Source organism: Micromonospora desertarenae, assembly GCF_056150265.1.
The window spans coordinates 34,120-55,530 of record NZ_JAXCFQ010000004.1; the positions used below are offsets into that span (position 1 = coordinate 34,120).

Annotated in this window: 23 protein-coding genes; 18 read left to right on the forward strand and 5 right to left on the reverse strand. The window is 72.5% G+C overall.

Annotation, left to right across the window (positions count from 1 at the left end):
* Positions 1–161 precede the first annotated feature (161 nt).
* From dnaK to SM577_RS08905, 5 genes are all read left to right on the forward strand, one after another.
* The gene (gene dnaK, locus SM577_RS08885; RefSeq protein WP_474586659.1) at positions 162–2,018 is read left to right on the forward strand and encodes a molecular chaperone DnaK; all 1,857 of its coding nucleotides are present in this window, start codon (positions 162–164) and stop codon (positions 2,016–2,018) included.
* Positions 2,019–2,066: 48 nt separating this feature from the next.
* Positions 2,067–2,837, forward strand: a complete 771-nt coding sequence (gene grpE, locus SM577_RS08890; protein ID WP_302922352.1) for a nucleotide exchange factor GrpE — start codon at positions 2,067–2,069, stop codon at positions 2,835–2,837.
* 86 nt (positions 2,838–2,923) lie between these two features.
* Entirely contained in the window at positions 2,924–4,102 is a 1,179-nt protein-coding gene (dnaJ, locus tag SM577_RS08895; protein WP_302922351.1) for a molecular chaperone DnaJ, read from the forward strand.
* A gap of 32 nt (positions 4,103–4,134) precedes the next feature.
* Positions 4,135–4,575 carry a heat shock protein transcriptional repressor HspR gene (locus SM577_RS08900; protein ID WP_109899609.1) on the forward strand — a complete coding sequence of 147 codons (441 nt, stop codon included), beginning with the start codon at positions 4,135–4,137 and terminating at the stop codon, positions 4,573–4,575.
* A 142-nt stretch (positions 4,576–4,717) separates the two neighbouring features.
* The gene (locus SM577_RS08905) at positions 4,718–4,900 is read left to right on the forward strand and encodes a hypothetical protein (RefSeq protein ID WP_302922350.1); all 183 of its coding nucleotides are present in this window, start codon (positions 4,718–4,720) and stop codon (positions 4,898–4,900) included.
* A 178-nt stretch (positions 4,901–5,078) separates the two neighbouring features.
* On the opposite strand, the gene SM577_RS08910 is transcribed toward SM577_RS08905, so the two are convergent.
* The 5 genes from SM577_RS08910 to SM577_RS08930 form a co-directional block, all read right to left on the reverse strand.
* The gene (locus SM577_RS08910) at positions 5,079–5,510 is read right to left on the reverse strand and encodes a hypothetical protein (protein WP_302922349.1); all 432 of its coding nucleotides are present in this window, start codon (positions 5,508–5,510) and stop codon (positions 5,079–5,081) included.
* 162 nt (positions 5,511–5,672) lie between these two features.
* Positions 5,673–6,878 carry a cation:proton antiporter gene (locus SM577_RS08915; protein ID WP_474580262.1) on the reverse strand — a complete coding sequence of 402 codons (1,206 nt, stop codon included), beginning with the start codon at positions 6,876–6,878 and terminating at the stop codon, positions 5,673–5,675.
* 7 nt (positions 6,879–6,885) lie between these two features.
* A complete protein-coding gene (locus tag SM577_RS08920) occupies positions 6,886–7,386 on the reverse strand; it encodes a cation:proton antiporter regulatory subunit (RefSeq protein ID WP_088996827.1) in 501 nt (166 codons plus the stop codon).
* Between the two features lie 316 nt (positions 7,387–7,702).
* Positions 7,703–8,098, reverse strand: a complete 396-nt coding sequence (locus tag SM577_RS08925) for a hypothetical protein (RefSeq protein WP_474586660.1) — start codon at positions 8,096–8,098, stop codon at positions 7,703–7,705.
* Positions 8,099–8,537: 439 nt separating this feature from the next.
* Positions 8,538–9,674, reverse strand: a complete 1,137-nt coding sequence (locus SM577_RS08930) for an epoxide hydrolase family protein (protein ID WP_474586661.1) — start codon at positions 9,672–9,674, stop codon at positions 8,538–8,540.
* Between the two features lie 82 nt (positions 9,675–9,756).
* Between SM577_RS08930 and SM577_RS08935 the strand changes: the two genes are divergently transcribed.
* The 13 genes from SM577_RS08935 to SM577_RS08995 all read left to right on the forward strand — a co-directional run bounded on the left by SM577_RS08935 (position 9,757) and on the right by SM577_RS08995 (position 21,411).
* Positions 9,757–10,404 carry a TetR/AcrR family transcriptional regulator gene (locus SM577_RS08935; RefSeq protein WP_474586662.1) on the forward strand — a complete coding sequence of 216 codons (648 nt, stop codon included), beginning with the start codon at positions 9,757–9,759 and terminating at the stop codon, positions 10,402–10,404.
* A gap of 85 nt (positions 10,405–10,489) precedes the next feature.
* Entirely contained in the window at positions 10,490–13,081 is a 2,592-nt protein-coding gene (gene clpB / locus SM577_RS08940) for an ATP-dependent chaperone ClpB (RefSeq protein WP_474580110.1), read from the forward strand.
* Positions 13,082–13,236: 155 nt separating this feature from the next.
* Complete coding sequence (locus SM577_RS08945; RefSeq protein WP_474580109.1) at positions 13,237–13,629, forward strand: hypothetical protein; 393 nt, start codon at positions 13,237–13,239, stop codon at positions 13,627–13,629.
* 242 nt (positions 13,630–13,871) lie between these two features.
* Positions 13,872–14,498, forward strand: a complete 627-nt coding sequence (locus SM577_RS08950) for a DUF4178 domain-containing protein (RefSeq protein ID WP_474586663.1) — start codon at positions 13,872–13,874, stop codon at positions 14,496–14,498.
* The gene (locus tag SM577_RS08955) at positions 14,495–15,001 is read left to right on the forward strand and encodes a DUF2617 family protein (protein WP_474586664.1); all 507 of its coding nucleotides are present in this window, start codon (positions 14,495–14,497) and stop codon (positions 14,999–15,001) included. Before SM577_RS08950 ends, SM577_RS08955 begins: the two co-directional genes overlap by 4 nt.
* A complete protein-coding gene (locus SM577_RS08960; RefSeq protein WP_302922956.1) occupies positions 14,998–15,423 on the forward strand; it encodes a DUF4247 domain-containing protein in 426 nt (141 codons plus the stop codon). Before SM577_RS08955 ends, SM577_RS08960 begins: the two co-directional genes overlap by 4 nt.
* A 52-nt stretch (positions 15,424–15,475) precedes the next feature.
* A complete protein-coding gene (locus tag SM577_RS08965; RefSeq protein WP_302922957.1) occupies positions 15,476–15,898 on the forward strand; it encodes a DUF350 domain-containing protein in 423 nt (140 codons plus the stop codon).
* Complete coding sequence (locus SM577_RS08970) at positions 15,898–16,698, forward strand: hypothetical protein (RefSeq protein WP_302922958.1); 801 nt, start codon at positions 15,898–15,900, stop codon at positions 16,696–16,698. The genes SM577_RS08965 and SM577_RS08970 overlap by 1 nt, the downstream gene beginning before the upstream one ends.
* Positions 16,695–18,263: a polyamine aminopropyltransferase gene (locus tag SM577_RS08975; RefSeq protein ID WP_474586665.1), complete on the forward strand. Its 1,569-nt coding sequence runs from the start codon at positions 16,695–16,697 to the stop codon at positions 18,261–18,263. The genes SM577_RS08970 and SM577_RS08975 overlap by 4 nt, the downstream gene beginning before the upstream one ends.
* An 84-nt stretch (positions 18,264–18,347) precedes the next feature.
* The gene (locus tag SM577_RS08980) at positions 18,348–19,181 is read left to right on the forward strand and encodes a hypothetical protein (RefSeq protein ID WP_474586666.1); all 834 of its coding nucleotides are present in this window, start codon (positions 18,348–18,350) and stop codon (positions 19,179–19,181) included.
* Between the two features lie 71 nt (positions 19,182–19,252).
* Complete coding sequence (locus tag SM577_RS08985; RefSeq protein ID WP_474586667.1) at positions 19,253–19,888, forward strand: hypothetical protein; 636 nt, start codon at positions 19,253–19,255, stop codon at positions 19,886–19,888.
* A 6-nt stretch (positions 19,889–19,894) separates the two neighbouring features.
* Positions 19,895–20,704, forward strand: a complete 810-nt coding sequence (locus SM577_RS08990; protein WP_474586668.1) for an SDR family NAD(P)-dependent oxidoreductase — start codon at positions 19,895–19,897, stop codon at positions 20,702–20,704.
* 167 nt (positions 20,705–20,871) lie between these two features.
* Complete coding sequence (locus SM577_RS08995; RefSeq protein WP_302922963.1) at positions 20,872–21,411, forward strand: orotate phosphoribosyltransferase; 540 nt, start codon at positions 20,872–20,874, stop codon at positions 21,409–21,411.

A 21,411-nucleotide genomic window follows, 5' to 3' on the forward strand; every position in this document is an offset into this window, starting at 1 on the left:
GCGTCAGCCAGACTCAACCTCGACTTGACGATCGCGGACCGCGTGGCACTATTGAGTCAAGTTCACTCAACTTGTGGTGGGGTCCGGCAGCGGGCACCCGCCGGACAGTTCAGCGGGCGGTGCCCGTCACCTGCTCAACGTAACGAAGCGAGGAAGCGAAGATGGCACGTGCGGTCGGTATCGACCTCGGCACGACGAACTCCTGCGTCAGCGTCCTGGAGGGCGGTGAGCCCACCGTCATCGCCAACGCGGAGGGCTCGCGGACGACCCCGTCGATCGTCGCGTTCGCCCGCAACGGCGAGGTGCTCGTCGGTGAGGTCGCCAAGCGCCAGGCGGTGACCAACCCGGACCGGACCATCCGGTCGGTCAAGCGGGAGATCGGCACCAACTGGTCCGTCGACATCGACGGCAAGAAGTACACCCCGCAGGAGATCTCGGCCCGGACGCTGATGAAGCTCAAGCGGGACGCGGAGGCGTACCTGGGCGAGCAGATCACCGACGCGGTGATCACCGTCCCGGCCTACTTCAACGACGGCCAGCGCCAGGCCACCAAGGAGGCCGGTGAGATCGCCGGCTTCAACGTGCTGCGGATCGTCAACGAGCCGACCGCGGCCGCCCTGGCGTACGGGCTGGACAAGGGCTCCAAGGAGCAGACCGTCCTGGTCTTCGACCTCGGTGGCGGCACCTTCGACGTGTCGCTGCTGGAGCTGGCCGAGGGCGTCATCGAGGTCAAGTCGACCAGCGGTGACAACCACCTCGGTGGCGACGACTGGGACCAGCGGATCATCGACCACCTGGTGAAGACCTTCCGTGGCGAGCACGGCATCGACCTGGCGCAGGACAAGATGGCCCTGCAGCGGCTCCGTGAGGCGGCCGAGAAGGCCAAGATCGAGCTGTCCGCCGCCACCACCACCAACATCAACCTGCCGTACATCACCGCCGGCGCGGCCGGCCCGCTGCACCTGGACGTGACGCTCAGCCGCGCCGAGTTCCAGCGGATGACGCAGGACCTGCTGGACCGCTGCAAGGGCCCGTTCGAGCAGGCCGTGAAGGACGCCGGGATCAAGGTCTCCGACGTCGACCACGTCATCCTGGTCGGTGGTTCGACCCGGATGCCGGCCGTGACCGACCTGGTCAAGCAGCTCACCGGCAAGGAGCCCAACAAGGGCGTCAACCCGGACGAGGTCGTCGCCGTCGGCGCCGCCCTGCAGGCCGGTGTGCTCAAGGGCGAGGTGAAGGACGTCCTGCTGCTCGACGTGACCCCGCTGAGCCTGGGCATCGAGACCAAGGGCGGCATCTTCACCAAGCTGATCGAGCGCAACACCACCATCCCGACCAAGCGCTCCGAGGTCTTCACCACGGCGGACGACAACCAGCCGTCGGTGCTGATCCAGGTCTTCCAGGGTGAGCGCGAGATCGCCGCCTACAACAAGAAGCTCGGCACCTTCGAGCTGACCGGCCTCCCGCCGGCGCCGCGCGGCGTGCCGCAGATCGAGGTCACCTTCGACATCGACGCCAACGGCATCGTCAACGTGCACGCCAAGGACCTCGGCACCGGCAAGGAGCAGAAGATGACGATCACCGGCGGCTCCTCGCTGCCGAAGGACGACATCGAGCGGATGCGCCGGGACGCCGAGGAGCACGCCGAGGAGGACAAGCGCCGCCGCGAGGAGGCCGAGACCCGCAACGTGGCCGAGGCGCTCCAGTGGCAGACCGAGAAGTTCCTGGCGGAGAACGGCGACAAGCTCCCCGCCGAGAACAAGGACCAGCTCAACGAGGCCCTCGGCGAGCTGCGCGGCGCGCTCGGCGGCAGCGACATCGAGAAGATCAAGTCGGCGCACGAGAAGCTGGCCCAGGTCTCCCAGCAGGCCGGTTCGCTGCTCTACGCCCAGCAGGCCGAGCAGCAGCAGCCGGGTGCCGCGGGTGCCGGCGCCGGCGCCGGGGCGACCGGTGGCCCGCAGGCCGGTGGCGACGACGACGTGGTCGACGCGGAGATCGTGGACGAGGACAAGAAGTGACCTTCGGCCTCGCCACCCGAACTCCACGCACAGGGATGAGGTAGCCGTATGACGGAGAAGCCACGAGCCGCCGACCCGGGCGCCACCGGGTCGGCGCCGGGTGGCTCGGCGCCCGCCGAGCAGGCCGAGCAGGCAGCTGGCGAGAAGCCGCGGGTCGTCATCCGCAACAACCGCAAGATCAGCGAGACGGTCGAGCCGGACGCGGCCGCCGCCGACGCCGGGACGGACGTCCCGGCCGAGGGGCTGGTCGAGGACGCCGAGGTCGTCGTCGACGAGATCGAGGTCGAGGCCACGCCCGCCGAGGGCTCGGCACCGGGCGGTCCGCCGGTGGTGGACGCGCCGGCCGAGCCGGCGGAGGGCGGCACCGGCACCGGCACGCCGCTCGCGGCCGAGCTGGAGGCGCTCCGCGCCGAGCTGGACGAGCGGACCCGGGACCTGCAGCGGGTGACGGCGGAGTACGCCAACTACCGCAAGCGGGTGGACCGCGACCGGGGCCTGGTCACCGAGCAGGCCACCGGGGCGGTGCTCGCCGCGCTGCTGCCGATCCTCGACGACCTGGACCGCGCCCGCGAGCACGGCGACCTGGTCGGGCCGTTCGGCTCGGTGGCCGAGCAGCTCACCACGGCGCTCGGCAAGTTCGGGCTCACCGCGTTCGGCGAGCAGGGCGACCCGTTCGACCCGACCCGGCACGAGGCGGTGGCGCACCAGACCTCGGCCGACGTCACCGAGCCGACCTGTGTGCAGATCATGCGACGCGGCTACCAGATCGGCGAGCGGCTGCTGCGGCCGGCGCTGGTCGGGGTCGCCGACCCGGAATAGATGCGAGTGAGTGACCGGACCGCCCCGCCCGCCGGCGTACGACGGGCGGGGCGTCCGGGCCATGTGGGCCGGGAGGGGGTGGACCGGTGAGTTCCAAGGACTGGATCGAGAAGGACTACTACGCCGAACTGGGCGTGGCGAAGGCCGCCTCCGCAGACGAGATCAAGAAGGCCTACCGGAAGCTGGCCCGGGAGTCGCACCCGGACCACAACCCGGGTGACCCGAAGGCGGAGGAGCGGTTCAAGGCCGTCTCCGAGGCGTACGCGGTGCTCGGCGACGAGGCCAAGCGCCGCGAGTACGACGAGATGCGCTCGCTGTTCGGCTCGGGCGCGTTCCGGCGCAGTGCGCGTGGCGCCGGCCAGCCGGGCGGGATGCCGTTCGACGTCTCCGACCTGTTCGGGGGCGCGGCCGGCGGGGGCGACCGGCGCTTCGGCGGCGCCGGCTTCCAGGACCTGTTCAGTTCGATCTTCTCGGGCGGCGGAGGCGGGGCGGCGCCCCGCGGGCCGGCCCGGGGGCGGGACGTCGAGGCCGAGGTGGCGCTCGACTTCGGCGACGCGGTACGCGGGGTGACGCTCCCGCTGACGCTGCGCGCGCCCGGGGTCTGCGACACCTGCCACGGCAGCGGGGCCAAGCCCGGCACCCAGCCGCGCACCTGCCCGGTGTGCCAGGGCGCCGGCGTGACCACCCGCAACCAGGGGTCGTTCAGCTTCTCCGAGCCGTGCCGCAACTGCCAGGGCGTGGGCACGATCGTGGAGGAGAAGTGCCCGGAGTGCCAGGGCACCGGCGGGGTCACCAAGACCCGGACGCTCAACGTCCGGTTCCCCGCCGGGGTGGCCGACGGGCAGCGGATCCGGCTGGCCGGGCGGGGTGAGCCCGGCGAGCGCGGCGGGCCGGCCGGTGACCTGTTCGTCCACGTGAAGGTGCGTCCGGACGAGCTGTTCGGGCGTACCGGCGACGACCTCACGCTGACCGTGCCGATCACGTTCGCGGAGGCGGTGCTCGGCACCGATCTGCGGGTACCCACGCTCGACGGCGCGGTGACCCTGCGGGTGCCGCCGGGCACGCCGAGCGGCCGGATCCTGCGGGCGCGGGGCAAGGGCGTGGTACGCCGCGACGGGCGGGCCGGTGACCTGCTGGTGACGCTCGACGTGGTGGTGCCCGCCGGAGTGTCCGACGAGGCGCGGGCGGCGCTGGAAACCTTCGCCGCGCAGACCCCGCCGGCCGCTCGGGAACATCTCGACGCGCGGGTGCGTCGGTTCAGTTAGCCGGTGGTGGAGTGCACGCGGAGGTGAGTGGCATGTCGGGCGAGTTCGTCGGCTCGGACGACCCTGCCTACGAGGCCAAGGTGCTGATGATCTCGGTGGCCGCGCGGATGGCGGGGATGCACCCGCAGACGCTGCGCCAGTACGACCGGTTGGGCCTGGTGCAGGCCGGTCGGGCGGCCGGCGGCGGGCGCCGGTACAGCGTCCGGGACGTGGTGCTGCTGCGCGAGGTGCAGCGGCTCAGTCAGGACGACGGGATCAACCTGGCCGGGGTCAAGCGGATCATCGGCCTGGAACGGCTGCTGGAGCAGGCCCAACAGCGGGTGGCCCAGCTGGAGGCGGAGCTCGACGCCGCGTACCGCCGGATCGCCGAGCTGGAGTCGCTGGCCCGCTTTCCGGGCCGGGACCTCGTGCCCACCAACCGCACCACCACCGCCCTGGTGGTCTGGCGACCCCGCCGGGGGCCCGAACGCTGACCACCGCTGACCCGGAGACCGCTGTGCCGGCCCGGTCCGCTCGCCGGATTCCCGGCGCGGGCCGGGCCGGCTCGGTTAGGGTGCCAATAGGTCCTATCCGCTTAATCCGGACCTAACCTACCGACCCGGCGAGGGGGAGCAGGTGGCGGAGCCAGCGAAGAAGGTGGCGGAGCAGGCGGAGCAGCGACTCGACAAGGTGGCCGAGACGGTCCGGGAGAAGTTCGACGAGATCCTCGACGGCCGGTTCGCCGACCAGGTCGACCACGGCGTCGACAAGGGGCGGACCGACACCCGTCGCCGCGAGCAGGGCGGGCCGGTTCCCTGACTTCCGGTACGCCGACGTGCGGGCCGGGACCCACGGGGGGTCCCGGCCCGTTCGCCGTCCAGACGTGCGGGCCGGGCGGAGCTAAAGATCCACTGGGGGTGCGGCGAAGCGGGGTGTCGGCGGCGCGGTTGGCGCGTCATCCCGCATTCGGAGTCGATCGCCGCCGGCCGGTGGCGCCTCAGCCGATGCGGCGGTTCTCCCGGACCAGGCCGCCCTCGCACCAGTCGCGGTAGGCGAAGAGATCCGGTCGGGCCAGCAGCACCCGGCTGTTGTGTGCCCAGGTGCGCATCAGCTCGTCGCCGTCCCGCTCGGCCTGCTCGACCAGCTTCCGGAAGCGCCGCTTGGGGTGGGCCCGGAAGTTCGTCCGGATGCCGTCGGCGGCGTAGATGTAGAGGCAGTGCAGCGCGAACCGCCGGGCCGGGCAGCTCGGATCCATGGCCAGGTCGAACAGCGTCGTCACCAGCCGGTCGCCGGAGACCAGCAGGTCCCAGTCGGGCGGCATGGAGGACAACGGAACGGAGTCGGGATGGTAGGCCCATGCCCGCAACTCCGCCGGGGACGGGTCGACCGGGTTGGCGAACCCGTGGAACGTCGACTCCTGCACGCTCACCGGCCAACCTTCCGCTCTCGCCCCCGCGAACCTGGCTGCTGGGGCGACACGGTAACGCGCCATCGGTGACCGGCGGTAGACCCTGGCGGCAGCAATTCCACAACCGTTGGACCGGCCGGGCCGACCGTACGGTCGACCCGGCCGTCCGGGCTGATGCGCAGGTCAGTCCGGCACGGGCGCCGGCTGGGCCCGCTGCGCCGCGCCGCGCTGACGCACCCAGCGCTTGAACCAGGCGAGGTCGGGCAGTCGGGCCAGCATCGGTCCGGTCACCACCGTGATCAGGACGTACGCCGTGGCCAGCGCCGCCAGCTTCGGCTCGACGCTGCCGGCGGCCACCGCGAGCCCCGCGATGACGATGGAGAACTCACCACGCGGCACCAGGGCCAGGCCGGCCCGCCACCGACCGGGTTCGGCGATGCCGACCCGGCGCGCGGCCAGGTAGCCGGTGAGCGTCTTCGTCGCCATGGTGACGATGGCCAGCCCGAGCGCCGGCAGCAGCACCGGCGGGATGTCCCGCGGGTCGGTGACCAGGCCGAAGAAGACGAAGAACACCGCGGCGAAGAGGTCCCGCAGCGGGGTGAGCAGCTCGGTCGCGTGGTGCGCCACCGGCCCGGAGAGCGCGATGCCGACCAGGAACGCGCCGACCGCCGCCGAGACCTGGAGCTTGGCCGCCACACCGGCGACCAGCAGCGTCATGCCGAGCACGCCGAGCAGCAGCGCCTCGGGGTCCTTGGCCGACATGAAGGTGGAGATGGTGTTGCCGTACCGGATGGCGACCACCAGCACCAGCAGGACCGTGCCCACCGCGATGGCGAGCGCGATGCCGCCGCCCAGCAGGCCGGTGCCGGCCAGCACGGCGGTGACCAGCGGCAGGTAGAGGGCCATGGCGAGGTCCTCGATCACCAGGACCGACAGGATCACCGGGGTCTCCCGGTTACCCAGCCGGCCGAGGTCACCGAGGACCTTCGCGATCACGCCGGACGAGGAGACCCAGGTGATGCCGGCGAGCACCAGCGCGGCCACCCAGTCCCAGCCGAGCAGCAGCGCGAACGCCGCGCCGGGCAGCGCGTTGAGCAGGCCGTCGATCAGGCCGGCCGGGGCCGCGGACCGCAGGTTGCCGACCAGTTCGTTGGCCGAGTACTCCAGGCCGAGCATCACCAGCAGCAGGATGACGCCGATCTCGGCGCCGACGGCGAAGAACTCCTCGCTGGCGTTGAGCGGTAGCAGGCCGCCGTGCCCGAAGGCGAGCCCGGCGAGCAGGTACAGGGGGATTGGCGAGAGGCCGATCCGGCGGCTCAGCCGGCCGAGCAGGCCCAGCAGGAAGAGCAGCGCGCCGACCTCGACGAGCAGTGTTGTGGTCTCGTGCATCCGCGCCTCAGCCGTCCGGGTCACTGTCGGCGAGGATGGCGGTCACCCCGTCGAGGCCCTTACGGGTCCCGACCACGACCACCACGTCGCCGGCGGCGAAGCGGAAGGACGGTTCCGGCGAGACGATGACCTCACCGTGGCGCAGCACGGCCACGATCGAGGCACCGGTGCGGGTACGCGTCTGGGTGTCGGCCAGCTTCCGGTTCACGTACTTCGAACCGGCCGGAATGGCGATCTGCTCGGTGAGCAGCCCGGCGGCCTGCTCACGCAGCCCGGAGAGCTGGCCGAGCATCAGCGACGCACCGAGGATGTCGGCGAGCGCCTCCGCCTCGTCGTCGGTCAGCGGGATGTCGTGCTGACATGAATCGGGATCGTCCGGGTCGTAGAGGACGAGGTCACGACGGCCATTGCGGTGGGAGACCACACCGAGCCGGCGCCCGGACTCCGTCAACAGATCGTGACGGACCCCGATGCCCGGGAGGGCGGTCTGTTCGACACGTACTCGCACATCGACAAGGCTACCGCTCACCCGCCGCAGCAGATCTTGGTGCGAATTGCCCTTGATCGGCCGTCTCGTCCCGCGAACTGCGACTTTCTCACCGGTTGGGTCTGCGGTGACCGCCGGATCGAGGGACGGAAGGGCCCTCAGCTCCGGCCCGACCGCAGATCTCCGCACCGGGCTCGGCTGTTTCGATGCCAGTCAGGAAACAGATTTGTCCAACGACAATGGACGATTGGTTTCGACTAAGGGCTGTCTTCGGCCGCGCTGGTGGTGGTCGAAGACAGCCCTTAGTCAGCCCGTATTCGTTCGTGCGCGGAAGGGCCTAGACGTCCTTGAGGCAGGTCATGTAAGCGACTCCCCAGGATCCGTCGTTGAAGGCGATCCAGAGCCAGCCATTGGCATTGCTGACGCCACAGGCGGTGTACCGGTCGCCGAGCGTGTAGGGGTCGAACTGGTCGCAGTTGTACTGGTAGCCCTTCTGCGCCCAGGTGATGACGGGTGCGCTGTGGGAAGCCCAGGCGCGGATCGGAAGGTTGTTGGCGATGGATTCGACGCGGCCCGTCCCGCACCAGCTCGTCGCCGCGGTGGTGGACGAAGCGGTCGCCGTCTCGCCGCCGGTCTTGGGCGCCGCCAGCGCGTTCGCCGGCGTCGCCGCCAAGGCGAGTCCGACGGTTGCCGCGGCGACGAGGGACGCTTTCACCTTTGGTGCAACGCTCACTTTAGATCTCCCCGTTCCTCATTCGTGGAAGCCATAGGCGCTTCCGTCGGAACGAAAATTAGTCGTCGGTTATCGATGGGTCAACGTCGCTCACGGAAAGTGGACGCTATTCTCGCCGCAGCACGGCGGGTTGATCCTGGAAATTGGCACGGGCCGTCAATCCGGCGATGGCACGGTCTGCTACCGACGACCCGGGCGGAACCCGACTACCTGGCAGGACGCAGATCGCACCCGGCGGCGCGCGGCTCTGTAGTTCCTGCGTGCCAATGTCGGCTCCGGTTACGCAGAGCTGTGGCCTCGTCGCGCCAGCGTCGGTTGCGTCGGTTCCTCGTCGGGCTTCGCTGACTCGGGTTCTCCGTCACCGGCCCGGCGGAATGCCCGCCTCTACGGCGGGCCCGCCCCGGCGGGGAGCCGGGGCGGGCACGGGATCACGAGCAGGTCAGGCCAGGCTGGCGAAGAAGGCGCGGATGTCGCCGACCAGCACCTCGGTCGCCTGGTGGGCGGCGTAGTGGCCGCCGACCTCGCCGCGCCCGTCGACGTCCGCCTCGTACGCCGTCCAGCGCACGATGTTGGCGTGGTCGCGCTCGGCGAAGCGCCGGATGGACTGGAAGTCGCCGGGGAACATGGCCAGCGCGGTCGGCACCGTGGTGGGGCCTTCGGGCTGCTCACCGGCGTGCGCGTCCTCCCAGTAGAACCGGATCGCCGAGGCGGCGGTGCCGGTGAACCAGTAGAGCGCCACGTTGGCCACGACGAACTCGTCGTCCAGGCTCTCGTCGAACAGCTGCGCGTTCCAGGCGAGCAACCCGACCGGCGAGTCGGCCAGCGCGAAGGCCAGGGTCTGCGGCTGCTGGCTGTGCACCTGGTTGAAGGAGAACTTGTTCTCGTAGAACCACTGGAGGTGCTTGAGCGCCGCCTGGTCGGCCGCGGAGAGGTCGGCGAACTCGGCCGGGTCGCCGGACGGGAACGAGAAGAGCTGGGTGACGTGCACGCCGAGCACGTGCTCCGGGTCGATCCGGCCCAGCTCCGGCGAGATGAGCGAGCCGCCGTCGTTGCCGACCGCGCCGTAGCGCTCGTACCCCAGCCGGCTCATCAGCTCGGCCCAGGCGCGGGCCGTTCGGTAGCGGTTCCAGCCGGCCTCGCCGGTCGGGCCGGACCAACCGAAGCCCGGGATCGACGGGATGACCAGGTGGAACGCCGGCGCCGCCGGGTCGGCGGGCTCGGTCAGCGGGGCGATCACGTCCAGGTACTCCAGCACCGAGCCGGGCCAGCCGTGGGTGAGCACCAGCGGGGTGGCGTCCGGCCGGGACGACCGGACGTGCAGGAAGTGCACCCGCTGGCCGTCGATCTCGGTGACGAACTGCGGGTGGGCGTTCAGCCGGGCCTCGACCGCCCGCCAGTCGAACGTCTCCAGCCAGTAGGTGGCCAGGCCGCGGACCCGCTCGGTGGTCATCCCGTACGCGCCGCCGCCGCCGGGCAGCTCGCCGGGCCAGATGGTCCGGCGCAGCCGGTCGGCCAAGTCGTCCAGGGCGGCCTGCGGGACCTCGACGCGGAACGGGCGGATCTCGGTGGCGGTCATCTCTGCTCCTTCAGAACGGAATGCTTCGTTCCGCTTCACCATAGCAGAGCGGAACGATCCGTTCCACTGTTAATCTGGACCCATGCCGAACCCGACCGGAAACCCCGCCGCGCCGCTGGCCGGCCGCCGCGCACAGGCCGCCCGCAACGACGCGGTGATCCTGGAGGCGGCGCGCGCCGTCTTCCTCGACGACCCGAAGGCGCCGATCGCCGCCGTCGCCGACCGCGCCGGCGTCGGCATCAGCGCCCTCTACCGGCGGTACGCGGGCAAGGAGGACCTGCTCCGCCGGCTCTGCCACGACGGGCTGCGCCGCTACGTGGCCGAGGCCGAGGCGGCGCTCGCCGAGCCGGACGGCTGGCGGGGCTTCGCCGGCTTCCTGGAGCGCGTGGTCGACGCCGACGTGCACTCGCTCACCGTCCACCTGGCCGGCACCTTCACCCCGACCGAGGAGATGGGCCGGGACGCGATGCGCGCCAACGACCTGACCGTCGCGTTGGTGGAGCGGGCCCACGCCGCCGGTCGACTCCGGCCCGACGTGGTACCCCAGGACGTCGGGCTGTTGCTGGAGGGTTGCGCCGCGCTGCGCGTACCCGATCCGGCGCGGACCCGGCAGCTACGCCGCCGCCACCTGGCGGTGCTGCTGGCCGGCCTGGCCGTGACCGACCCCCCGCTGCCCGGCCCGCCGCCGGCGGCCGGCGAGTTCGCCTGGCGCTGGCGCCGCGCCGAGTGACTCAGCTCACACGGCCAGGGTTGAGCGGAATAGGCTCAACTCTGGTTGTGTCCTTCCCAGTGGACACGCCGATCCGGGGGAGCCCATGAACACGGAACGCCTCACCACCAAGAGCCGCGAGACCATCACCGGTGCCGTCGCGCTGGCGAACCAGCGCGGCCACGCCACCGTGGAGCCCTGGCACCTGCTGCTGTCGCTGCTGGACACCGAGGGGTCGACCGCTGCCGGCCTGCTGCGCGCCGTCGGGGCCGACCCGGCCGAGCTGCGCCGGGCCGCCCAGCGCGCGGTCGACGCGCTGCCCGCCGCGCGCGGCTCCAGCATCGCCGAGCCGACCCTGGCCCGCGAGTTCGTCAACGCCATCGGCGCCGCCGAGCAGATCGCCCGGCCGCTGGGCGACGAGTACACCTCCACCGAGCACCTGCTGGCCGGCCTGGCCCGGGTGGGTGGCGCGGTCTCCGGCGCGCTGAAGTCCGCCGGCGCCACCGAGGAGAACCTGGTCGCCGCCTTCCCGACCGTGCGCGGCGGGGACCGGCGGGTGACCACCGCCGACCCGGAGCAGACCTACCAGGCGCTGGCCAAGTACGGCGTCGACCTGACCGCCAGCGCCCGGGACGGCAAGATCGACCCGGTGATCGGCCGGGACTCGGAGATCCGCCGGGTGATCCAGGTGCTGTCCCGGCGTACCAAGAACAACCCGGTGCTGATCGGCGAGCCCGGCGTCGGCAAGACCGCCATCGTCGAGGGGCTGGCCCAGCGGATCGTGGCCGGCGACGTGCCGGAGTCGCTGCGGGACAAGAAGCTGGTCTCGCTCGACCTGGGCGCGATGGTCGCCGGTGCGTCGTACCGGGGGCAGTTCGAGGAGCGGCTGAAGTCCGTGCTGGAGGAGATCAAGAACTCCGACGGGCAGGTCATCACGTTCCTCGACGAGCTGCACACCGTGGTCGGCGCCGGCAAGGGCGAGGGCTCGATGGACGCCGGCAACATGCTCAAGCCGATGCTGGCCCGCGGCGAGCTGCGGATGGTCGGCGCGACCACGCTGGACGAGTACCGCGAGCACATCGAGAAGGACCCGGCGCTGGAGCGCCGCTTCCAGCCGGTGCTGGTCGGCGAGCCGACCATCGAGGACACCATCGGCATCCTGCGCGGGCTCAAGGAGCGCTACGAGGTGCACCACGGCGTACGGATCACCGACGCCGCCCTGGTCGCCGCCGCGTCCCTCTCCGACCGCTACATCACCGACCGGTTCCTGCCCGACAAGGCGATCGACCTGGTGGACGAGTCCGCGTCCCGGCTCCGGATGGAGATCGACTCCCGGCCGGTCGAGGTGGACGAGATCGAGCGGGCGGTGCGCCGGCTGGAGATCGAGGAGATGGCGCTGGCCAAGGAGCCGGACGCCGCCTCCGCCGAGCGGCTGGAACGGCTGCGCAAGGAGCTGGCCGACAAGCGTGAGCAGCTCACCGCGCTGTCGGAGCGCTGGCAGCTGGAGAAGAGCCACATCACCAAGCTCTCCACCGCCAAGGAGGAGCTGGAGCGGCTCAGCGGCGAGGCCGAGCGCGCCGAGCGCGACGGGGAGCTGGAGCGCGCCGCCGAGCTGCGCTACGGCCGGATCCCCGCGCTGAAGGCCGACCTGGCGACGGCCGAGGAGGAGCTGGCCCGGCTCCAGGCCGACGGCGCGATGCTCAAGGAGGAGGTCGGCGCCGACGACATCGCCGCCGTGGTCGCGTCCTGGACCGGCATCCCCGCCGGCCGGCTGCTGGAGGGCGAGACGGCCAAGCTGCTCCGGATGGAGGAGTCGCTGCGCGACCGCGTGGTGGGTCAGTCCGAGGCGGTGGGCGCCGTCTCCGACGCGGTCCGCCGTGCCCGCGCCGGGGTCGCCGACCCGGACCGCCCGACCGGCAGCTTCCTCTTCCTCGGCCCGACCGGTGTCGGCAAGACCGAGCTGGCCAAGGCGCTCGCCGAGTTCCTCTTCGACGACGAGCGGGCCATGGTCCGCATCGACATGAGCGAGTACGGCGAGAAGCACTCCGTCGCCCGCCTGGTGGGCGCCCCGCCCGGCTACGTCGGCTACGAGGAGGGCGGCCAGCTCACCGAGGCGGTGCGCCGCCGGCCGTACTCGGTGATCCTGCTGGACGAGGTGGAGAAGGCCCACCCGGACGTCTTCGACATCCTGCTCCAGGTGCTCGACGACGGTCGGCTCACCGACGGGCAGGGCCGCACGGTGGACTTCCGCAACGCGATCCTGATCCTCACCTCCAACCTCGGGTCGTCGGTGATCAGCGACCTGACGCTGGCCGAGGAGCAGCGCCGGGAGGGCGTCCTCGCGGTGGTCCGGTCGCACTTCAAGCCGGAGTTCCTCAACCGGCTGGACGACATCGTGGTCTTCGCCGCGCTACAGGGTGCCGATCTGCGCGCCATCGTGGACATCCAGCTCGACCGCCTGCGGAAGCGGCTCGCCGACCGCCGGCTGGGCCTGGAGATCACCGAGACGGCCCGCGGCTGGCTGGCCGAGCACGGGTACGACCCGATCTACGGCGCCCGCCCGCTGCGCCGCCTGGTCCAGTCCGCCATCGGCGACCAGCTCGCCAAGGCCCTCCTGGCCGGCCAGATCCGCGACGGCGACACGGTCAAGGTCGACCTCGCCGAAACCAAGGACACCCTAACCATCACCCCCTCCTAACCCCACCCACCCACCCCACCCCCCACCCCCCACCCCCCACCCCAGCCGCGTTGATCATGAGGTTGGCGGCGAATCTGATCTCGATCACTGCCGCTAACCCCATGATCAACACTGTGGGAGGGGTGGGGTGGGGGCGTTCGGGGAATGGTGGGGGGATGGGTGGGATGGGTGGGATGGGGAAGAACGGCTGGGAGCGGGAGCTCGGGGCCGCCGTGCGGGAGCTTGCGGGGGCGGACACGGTGGCGTTCGGCGGGGTGGGGATCGCCGGCACGATGCTGCCGGCGACCGAGGCGTACCGGCGGGTGGAGGCGGCGCTGGCCGAACACCCCGAGCAGGTACGCGCCCACCTCGACCGACTGCTCGCCAAGGGCTCGCCGGCCGGCCGGGCGTACGCGGCGGCGCTGCTGGAACGCCTCGACCCGGCGGCCGGCCGGGCGGCCTGGTCGGCGCTGGCCGACGACCCGGGCGAGTTCACCACGTTCAGCGGCTGCGTGATGGGCCGCGCCACGCTGCGCGAGTACGCCGCGGAGCGGCTCGCCGGAGCATGACCCCTTCGCCGGCCCGAGCTGCCCGATCGGGCCTGCCGAGGGCGGGCCGCGGATCCGTACGGTGCGTGCCATGAGCCCGTCCGCCGGCAGCCCGGCACGTCCATCCCACCGACCCGTCCACCGCGCCGACCGCCACCGATCCGGGGACGCCGGGTAGTCGGGCGGTCACCGGTGCGACACGTGATGTGGTCAGGTGCGCGGGGTTGTTACCGTCTCCGCCGACGTACCTGGGGAGGTGCTGGTTGAACGGGTCGGTGGCGTACCTGGCGACGGCGGTGGGTTGCCTGGTGGGGGTGGCCGGAGTCGTGGTCGCGGTGGTGGCGCTGCGCCGCGCCCGGTCCCGCCCGCAGGGCCGGCCGGCCCCGGCCGACCCGCTGCGCGACCGGGACGCCGACGCGCTGCGCGGCGACCCGCGCCGCCTGCAACCCGGCGATCTGGTGGAGATCCGGCAGGTGACCTACGCGGTGCGCGGCTCGATCCGGCTGGTCGAGGGCGGCTGGAGCTGGACCGAGCACCTGCTGGACGACGCCGCCGGGGTGCGCCGCTGGCTCTCCGTCGAGGAGGACCCGGAGCTGGAGCTGGTGCTCTGGACCGCCGAGCCGGCCGCCACGATCACCCCGGGCGCCCCGACCATCGACTTCGCCGGCCGCCGCTACAGCTGGGACGAGTCCGGGCAGGCCCGCTACACCGCCACCGGCACCACCGGCCTCGACCCGAACGGCACCATGCGCTACCACGACTACCAGGCCCCCGGCGGCGCCCGGCTCTCCTTCGAGGCGTACGGCGAGGCGGGCTGGGAGGTGGCCCGGGGCGAGGTGCTGCACCGCGCCGAGGTGATGATCTACCCCCAGGGCGGGACCGACCGGTGATCGTCACCCTGCACGCCCCGTACGTCGACACCAGCGCGGCCGACCTCAGCCTCGCCCTCGACGACGTCGAGCGACCCGCGTTGCACGTGCTCGACCTCGACCTGCCCGGCGGCGTCCGGCTGCGGCTGCGCCTGCTCGGCGCCTCGCACCAGGTGGTGCTGCGGGCACCCGGCGCGGCGCTGACCGAGACCGTGGCCTGCCTGCCCGGCCGGCCCCCCGAACTGCCCGGCGCCCTGCACGACGAGCGGGCCGGCTACCGGTTCACCGCCACCGTGCTGCGCCCCGAGGGCAGCGGCCTGCGGGACCGGGTGGCCGCCCTCCGGGCCGACCTGGCCGACGACCCGTACGCGCTGGTCGGGGTCTTTCCCGGCGACGTCGACGCGGTCACCGCGCTGGCGGTGCGGCCCGATTCGCCGGACGGCGCCCTCGGCTGGCGCACCTGGCACGCGTACCCCCAGACCAACGAGCTGGTCCTGACCGAAACGGTGGTGGCACTGCGATGACGTACCGACGCTGGTTCGTGGTGGGGGTGGTGTTCGCCGTCATCGGCGCGCTGGTCGCCGCGTTCGCCATCTTCTACGGCAACTTCTCGCCGCGCGGCTACGTGGAGGACCGCTACACCCGCGCCGCCAGCCGGGACATCGGCGCGGACGCGGTCGCGTACACGTCGCCCCGGTCGCCGAGCCAGGTGGCGAAGGAGGTCACCGACGCCTGGCAGCCGGCCGACCAGTACGTCGACGGCAGCGGCGTCTACCTGCGCTACGACGACGACTCGGTGGTCATCCTGCCGATCGCCACCGGCTCGGTGATCCTGCTCGAACGGCTGCGCACCGCCTACCCGCGCTACCACTCCACGGTCGGCAATTACTGGGGTTGGGGACGCGGCAACACCGTCCGGGGCGGCGGCCCGGGCAGCGGCAAGTAACCCCGGCTCCCGCGTACCCGGCACGTCGATCCCCCTCACCCTGGAGAACCCTGTGCAGACCCTCGTCACCGATCTGCTGGTCACCCTCGCCTACGGGGTGGTCGGCGTCCTGCTGATGGGCATCGGCTACGTCCTGGTGGACGTGGCCACGCCCGGCAAGCTCAACGAGCTGATCTGGAACGAGCGCAACCGCAACGCCGCGCTGCTGCTCGCCTCGAACCTGGCCGGGGTGGGCATCATCGTGGTCGCCGCGATCGCCGCCAGCGACGACGACTTCGTGCTCGGCCTGGTCGGCGCGGCCGCGTACGGCGTCCTCGGCCTGGTCATCATGGCGGCGGCGTTCCTGCTGCTCGACGCGGCCACCCCGGGCCGGCTGGGCGAGCTGCTGGTCGAGCCGGAGCCGCACCCCGCCGTCTGGGTCTCCGCCGTCGTCCACCTGGCCACCGGCGCGATCATCGCCGCCGCGATCAGCTGATGGCGACCGCCAGGAGCACACCGGCCAAGGGCCGGAACACCTCGTCCAAGGCAGCCATCTGGATCACCTGGGTGAGCATCGCCGTGGTGGTGGTCGGCTGCGTCATCGCCGGGGTGCTCAACAACGACGGGGACGCCGACGTGACGGCGCCGACCGCGCAGCAGCGCGACGACAGCCTGGCGATCCTGGCCCGCTCCTCGGCCAGCCAGGGCGTCTGCTACGGGTGGGAGCTGACTGACTACTTCAGTTACGGGGACCCGGTCAGCGTCGGCTCCAACCTCGGCGCCGGGGTGGCGGTCGAGGACAACCCGGCCTGCCCGCGCTGGGTGCAGGTGAGCGCCCGGATCTACTACCCGTCGGAGAGCAGCGACAGCGACGACAACGCCTACGTCGACGTCACCGGCTCCGCCGACTTCTCCTCGACCGAACTGCTGCGCATGGAGAGCGGTCTGGAGCGGCTCGGGGTCACCCGGGAGGTCTTCATCGACGACCCGGGCTGGGCCGTCACCCGGGCCGCCGTGATGCTGCCGCTGCTCGCCGCCGAGGCGGGGGCGGTCCAGCCGGCCGCCGCCCCGACCGAGGCCGCGACGGCACCGTCGCCGCTGCCCGAGACCGGCAGCGACCTGTGGCGGGACCGCTGGGGCTACCTGCTCGCCGCGGTCGGCCTGCTGCTGGTCACCGCGCTGCTGGTCACCGTCGGCGTCGTACAGCGCCGCCGCCAGCGGGCGCAGCGGGGCGCCGTGCCGGCGCAGCGCGCCGGGCGCGCGCCCGCCGCGTCGCGTACCTCGGAGAAGGCGTGACCGTCGAGGCGCCGGCCCGGCCGCGCTGGCGACTGGCCCGGGCGGCGGTGCTGCTCGCGGTCTTCGTCTGCGCGGCCTGCGGCCTGGTCTACGAGCTGGCCCTGGTCGCCCTGGGCAGCTACCTGATCGGCGACACGGTCGGCCAGGCGTCGATCGTGCTCGGCGTGATGGTCTTCGCGATGGGCGTCGGCGCGCTGGCCGCGAAGCCGTTGCAGTCTCGGGCGGCCGCCGCGTTCGCCGCCGTCGAACTGGCGCTGGCGCTGCTCGGCGGCCTGTCGGTGCTCGGCCTCTACGCCGCCTTCGCCTGGCTCGACCTCTACGGGCCGGCGCTGGTCGGCACCGCCTTCGTGCTCGGGCTGCTGATCGGGGCGGAGATCCCGCTGCTGATGGTGCTGCTGCAACGGATCCGGGAACAGGCCGCCGGCAGCGCGGTCGCCGACCTGTTCGCCGCCGACTACGTCGGCGCGCTGCTCGGCGGGCTGGCCTTCCCGTTCCTGCTGCTGCCGGCGTTCGGCCAGCTCAAGGGCGCGCTGGTGGTCGGGGCGGTGAACGCCGCCGCCGGGGTCGCGCTGGTCTGCACGGTCTTCCGCCGCGAGCTGAGCCGCCGGGCGCGGGTCGCGCTCGGCGCCGGCACCGTCGCGGTCGCCCTCTGCCTCGGGTACGCCTGGGTGACCGCGTACGACTTCGAGCTGACCGCCCGGCAGCAGCTCTACCGGGACCCGGTGGTGCACGCCGAGCGCAGCCGGTACCAGGAGATCGTGCTGACCCGCTCGGTCAACGAACCCGGCCGCACCAGCACCGACCTGCGGCTCTACCTCAACGGTGACCTCCAGTTCAGCTCGTCCGACGAGTACCGCTACCACGAGGCGCTGGTGCACCCGGTGCTGAACGGGCCGCGCGGCGAGGTGCTGGTGCTGGGCGCCGGTGACGGGCTCGCGGTCCGCGAGCTGCTGCGCTACCCGGACGTCCGGCGGGTCACCGTGGTGGACCTGGACCCGGCGGTGGTGGCGCTGGCCCGCAGCGAGCCCCAGCTACGCCGGCTCAACGGCGGGGCGCTCGACGACCCCCGGGTGCGGGTGCTGCACGCCGACGCGTTCACCTGGCTGCGGACCGCCGCCGACCGGTTCGACGCGGTGGTGGCCGACCTGCCCGACCCGGACGAGACGGCCACCGCCAAGCTCTACACCGTCGAGTTCTACGCGCTGGTGCGCGCGGTGCTCGCCGACGGCGGGCGGCTGGTGGTGCAGTCCGGGTCGCCGTACTTCGCGCCCCGGTCGTACTGGTCGATCGAGGCGTCGCTACGTGAGGCGGGCTTCGCCACCACGCCGTACCACGTGGACGTGCCCTCCTTCGGCGACTGGGGTTTCCTGCTCGCCGCGCCCGGCGCCACCCCGCCCGCCCTGGCGCTGCCGGCGGACGCGCCGGCGCTGCGCTTCCTCGACGCGGCGACCCTGGCCGCGGCCGGGGCCTTCCCCGCCGACCGGCGTCGGCTGGACGTGCCGGCCTCCACGTTGCTGCAACCGCGGGTGCTCGAGTACGCCCGCGCGGAGTGGCGCGGCTACTGATCGTCCCGGCGGGTCCCGTCGCCGTGGCATGCCACACTGGCCCGTTGTCGATACGGTGTGGGCGCGATCTAGGGAAGGAGAATCGTGGTCGACACCCAGAACCAGCCGGCCCGGTCACGGCCGGGCGTGGTGACGATATCCAGCTACCTGCTGATCCTGTTCGCCGTTCTCCAGGTGATCAGCCTCATCATCACGCTCGCCACCATCGGCACGGTGCGCGACGTGTTGGACGAGGCGTACAGCGGCACCTCGGCCAACGGCATGCAGAACGTCGCGGACTTCGCGTTCGCGGCGGGCATCGCCTCCAGCATCCTGTTCCTGCTGCTGTCGCTCGGCCTCGCGGTGCTGGCCCTGTTCAACAACCGGGGCAGCAACGGCTCGCGGATCGGCACCTGGATCCTCGGCGGCATCATGGTCTGCTGCACGGGCGGCAACCTGATCGGCGGCGTTACCGGCAGCTTCGGCGGGGCCGGAGGCACCGACGGGGACGTGCCCAGCGGCGAGGAGATCCAGCGGATGCTGGACGACCGGCTGCCCGCGTGGGTCACCCCGGTCACCGTCCTGCTCGGGGTGGTCTCGCTGCTGGCGCTGCTCGCCGCGCTGATCCTGCTGGCGCTGCCCAAGGCCAACGAGTTCTTCCGCAAGCCGAAGCAGGCGTGGGAGCCCCCGGTGCCCGGCGCCTCCTACCCCGGCTACCCGCAGACCCCCGGCCAGCCCGGCTACCCGCAGGCCACGGGCCAGCCCGGCTACCCGGCCACGCCGGGTTACCCGCCGGCCCCCGGCCAGCCGGGCGGCGCAACCGAGCCGCCCTACCCGAGTGGCCCGCAGCAGCCGGGGAGCAAGCAAGGCGGCCCGGAGCAGCCGGGTGGGCAGCCCGGGTCGGACCGCCCCGGCCCGACCCCGCCGCCGGTGAGCTGAGCGCCGGATAGCGACGACGCCGACGGTCCCTCCGAGTAGGTTGCATCCGACGCCTACCGGAGGGACTCGTCGTGTCGTACCCCGATCAGGCCCCGGCCCGTCGTCCGGCCGTGGTCTCGCTGGCCGCCGCGGTGCTGGCGGTGATGGCGGTGGCCGCGCTCGGGTACGCCGTCGCCGGCCTGCTCGCCCTCGGCGGCGCCGTCGCGGAGTTCCGGTCGGCCGCCGCCGGCACCTCGGCCCGACCCGACGAGATCGACGGCATGGTCACCCTGCTCCGGGTGTCCACCGTGCTCACCGCGGTGGTGAGCCTGCTGGTCGGGCTGCTCCTCGCCGGCCTGGCCCTCGGCCTGCTCGCCGGCCGCTCCGGCGCCCGGGTGGGCACCTGGGTGGTCAGCGGGCTGGGCCTGGTCTTCGGCTGCTGCGGGCTGGCGGTGCTGGTCGGGCAGCGGGCCGCCCCGCTGCGCCTGGGCGCCGACGAGCGGGCCACCGCCGAACTGCTGGCCCTGCTCGGGGATGCCCAGCCGGGCTGGTGGCTGCCGGTCAACGCGGGGCTTTCGGTCGGTCAGGTGCTCGGCTACCTTGTGGTGGCCGCGCTGCTGGCCCTGCCGGCGGCGAACGCGTGGTTCCGCCGGCGCCCGCCGGTCGACCCGACCGCTCGGCAGCAGCCGCCCACGGCGCCGCTGGCGCCCCCGTACCCGCCCAGGTGAGGTCCCGTGACCGTCGACCAGCCCGACACCGAGCGCCGGGCCCTGATCACCGGAGGCACGGCCGGCATCGGTGCGGCCTTCGCCCGCCGGCTCGCCGCCGACGGCTGGCACCTGGTGCTGGTGGCCCGGGACGCCGACCGTCTCGCCGAGATGGCCGCGGAGCTGACCGGCCGGCACGCCCGGACGGTGGAGACCATCCCCGCCGACCTGTCCACCGACGACGGATGCGCCACGGTGGAACGGCGGCTCGCCGCGGAGCCCCCGGTCGAGCTGCTGGTGAACAACGCCGGGATCAGCCTGAACAAGCCGTTCCTGCGGTCGTCCGTCGAGGACGAGGCCCGGCTGCTCCGGCTCAACGTGCACGCGGTGATGCGGCTGACCCTGGCCGCCCTCCGGCCGATGACCGAGCGCCGGCGCGGGGCAGTGATAAATGTCTCTTCCGTCGCCGGGTTCGGGGCGGTCATGCCGGGTTCGACGTACTCGGCCAGCAAGGCGTGGGTGACCAATTTCAGCGAGTCGGTGGGCCAGTCCACCCGCCCGTTCGGGGTGCGCGTGATGGCGCTCTGCCCCGGCTACACCCGCACCGAGTTCCACGACCGGGCCGGCATCAACATGTCGAAGACGCCGGGCTGGATGTGGCTGCGGGCCGACGACGTGGTCGACGAAGCCCTGCGTGACCTGCGGAAAGGCAAGCTGGTCAGCGTGCCGGCGTGGAAGTACAAGCTGGCCGTGGCCGGTCTGCGGCACGCGCCGCGGCGACTGCTCGAGGTGGTCTCCCGGGACACCCGGGGCCGGATCGGCCGCGAGGACGGCTGAGTCCGCACGCCGCGATCGAGGGCCGTCGCGGCGCGCCGGGCATCCGGCCGCGTACCGCACGCGGTTGCTCAGGGTAGCCGGACATCGCCACCCATCTTTCGCCCGCAGGGTGGATCCAGGTGGACCCCGCACGCGGCTCCCAGACTTCCGCAGTACCCTCTATCGCCATGGGGGCCCGCGACGACCTGCGTAAATTCATTACCGACCTGGCTGTGGTCCACGGACGGGTGGTGCTCTCCTCCGGGCGTGAGGCGGACTGGTACGTCGATCTGCGGCGCGTCACGCTCCATCACCAGGCTGCGCCGTTGGTCGGTCAGGTGATGCGTGACCTCACCGCCGACTGGGCGTACGACGCGGTGGGTGGGCTGACGCTCGGCGCGGATCCGGTCGCGCTGTCGATGCTGCACGCCGCGTCCGAAACTGATCGCCCGCTGGACGCCTTCGTGGTCCGCAAGGCGGGCAAGGCGCACGGGTTGCAGCGCCGGATCGAAGGTCCGGACGTGGCCGGGCGCCGGGTGTTGGCGGTGGAGGACACCTCCACCACCGGGGGGAGTGTGTTGACCGCCGTCGAGGCCCTTCGCGAGGTCGGGGCCGAAGTGGTGGGGGTGGCGGTTATTGTTGATCGTGGCGCCGGCGACGCGGTGCGAGCCGCCGGATTGCCGTATCGGGCGGCCTATACGTTGGCTGACCTCGGCCTTGTGGCGTAA

Excerpts from the sequence above, each read along its gene's own strand:
- dnaK (WP_474586659.1), top strand. The coding sequence starts at position 162 with ATGGCACGTGCGGTCGGTATCGACCTCGGCACGACGAACTCCTGCGTC.
- grpE (WP_302922352.1), top strand. The coding sequence starts at position 2,067 with ATGACGGAGAAGCCACGAGCCGCCGACCCGGGCGCCACCGGGTCGGCG.
- SM577_RS08900 (WP_109899609.1), top strand. The coding sequence starts at position 4,135 with ATGTCGGGCGAGTTCGTCGGCTCGGACGACCCTGCCTACGAGGCCAAG.
- SM577_RS08915 (WP_474580262.1), bottom strand. The coding sequence starts at position 6,878 with ATGCACGAGACCACAACACTGCTCGTCGAGGTCGGCGCGCTGCTCTTC.
- SM577_RS08930 (WP_474586661.1), bottom strand. The coding sequence starts at position 9,674 with ATGACCGCCACCGAGATCCGCCCGTTCCGCGTCGAGGTCCCGCAGGCC.
- SM577_RS08935 (WP_474586662.1), top strand. The coding sequence starts at position 9,757 with ATGCCGAACCCGACCGGAAACCCCGCCGCGCCGCTGGCCGGCCGCCGC.
- clpB (WP_474580110.1), top strand. The coding sequence starts at position 10,490 with ATGAACACGGAACGCCTCACCACCAAGAGCCGCGAGACCATCACCGGT.
- SM577_RS08945 (WP_474580109.1), top strand. The coding sequence starts at position 13,237 with ATGGGTGGGATGGGTGGGATGGGGAAGAACGGCTGGGAGCGGGAGCTC.
- SM577_RS08960 (WP_302922956.1), top strand. The coding sequence starts at position 14,998 with ATGACGTACCGACGCTGGTTCGTGGTGGGGGTGGTGTTCGCCGTCATC.
- SM577_RS08970 (WP_302922958.1), top strand. The coding sequence starts at position 15,898 with ATGGCGACCGCCAGGAGCACACCGGCCAAGGGCCGGAACACCTCGTCC.
- SM577_RS08995 (WP_302922963.1), top strand. The coding sequence starts at position 20,872 with ATGGGGGCCCGCGACGACCTGCGTAAATTCATTACCGACCTGGCTGTG.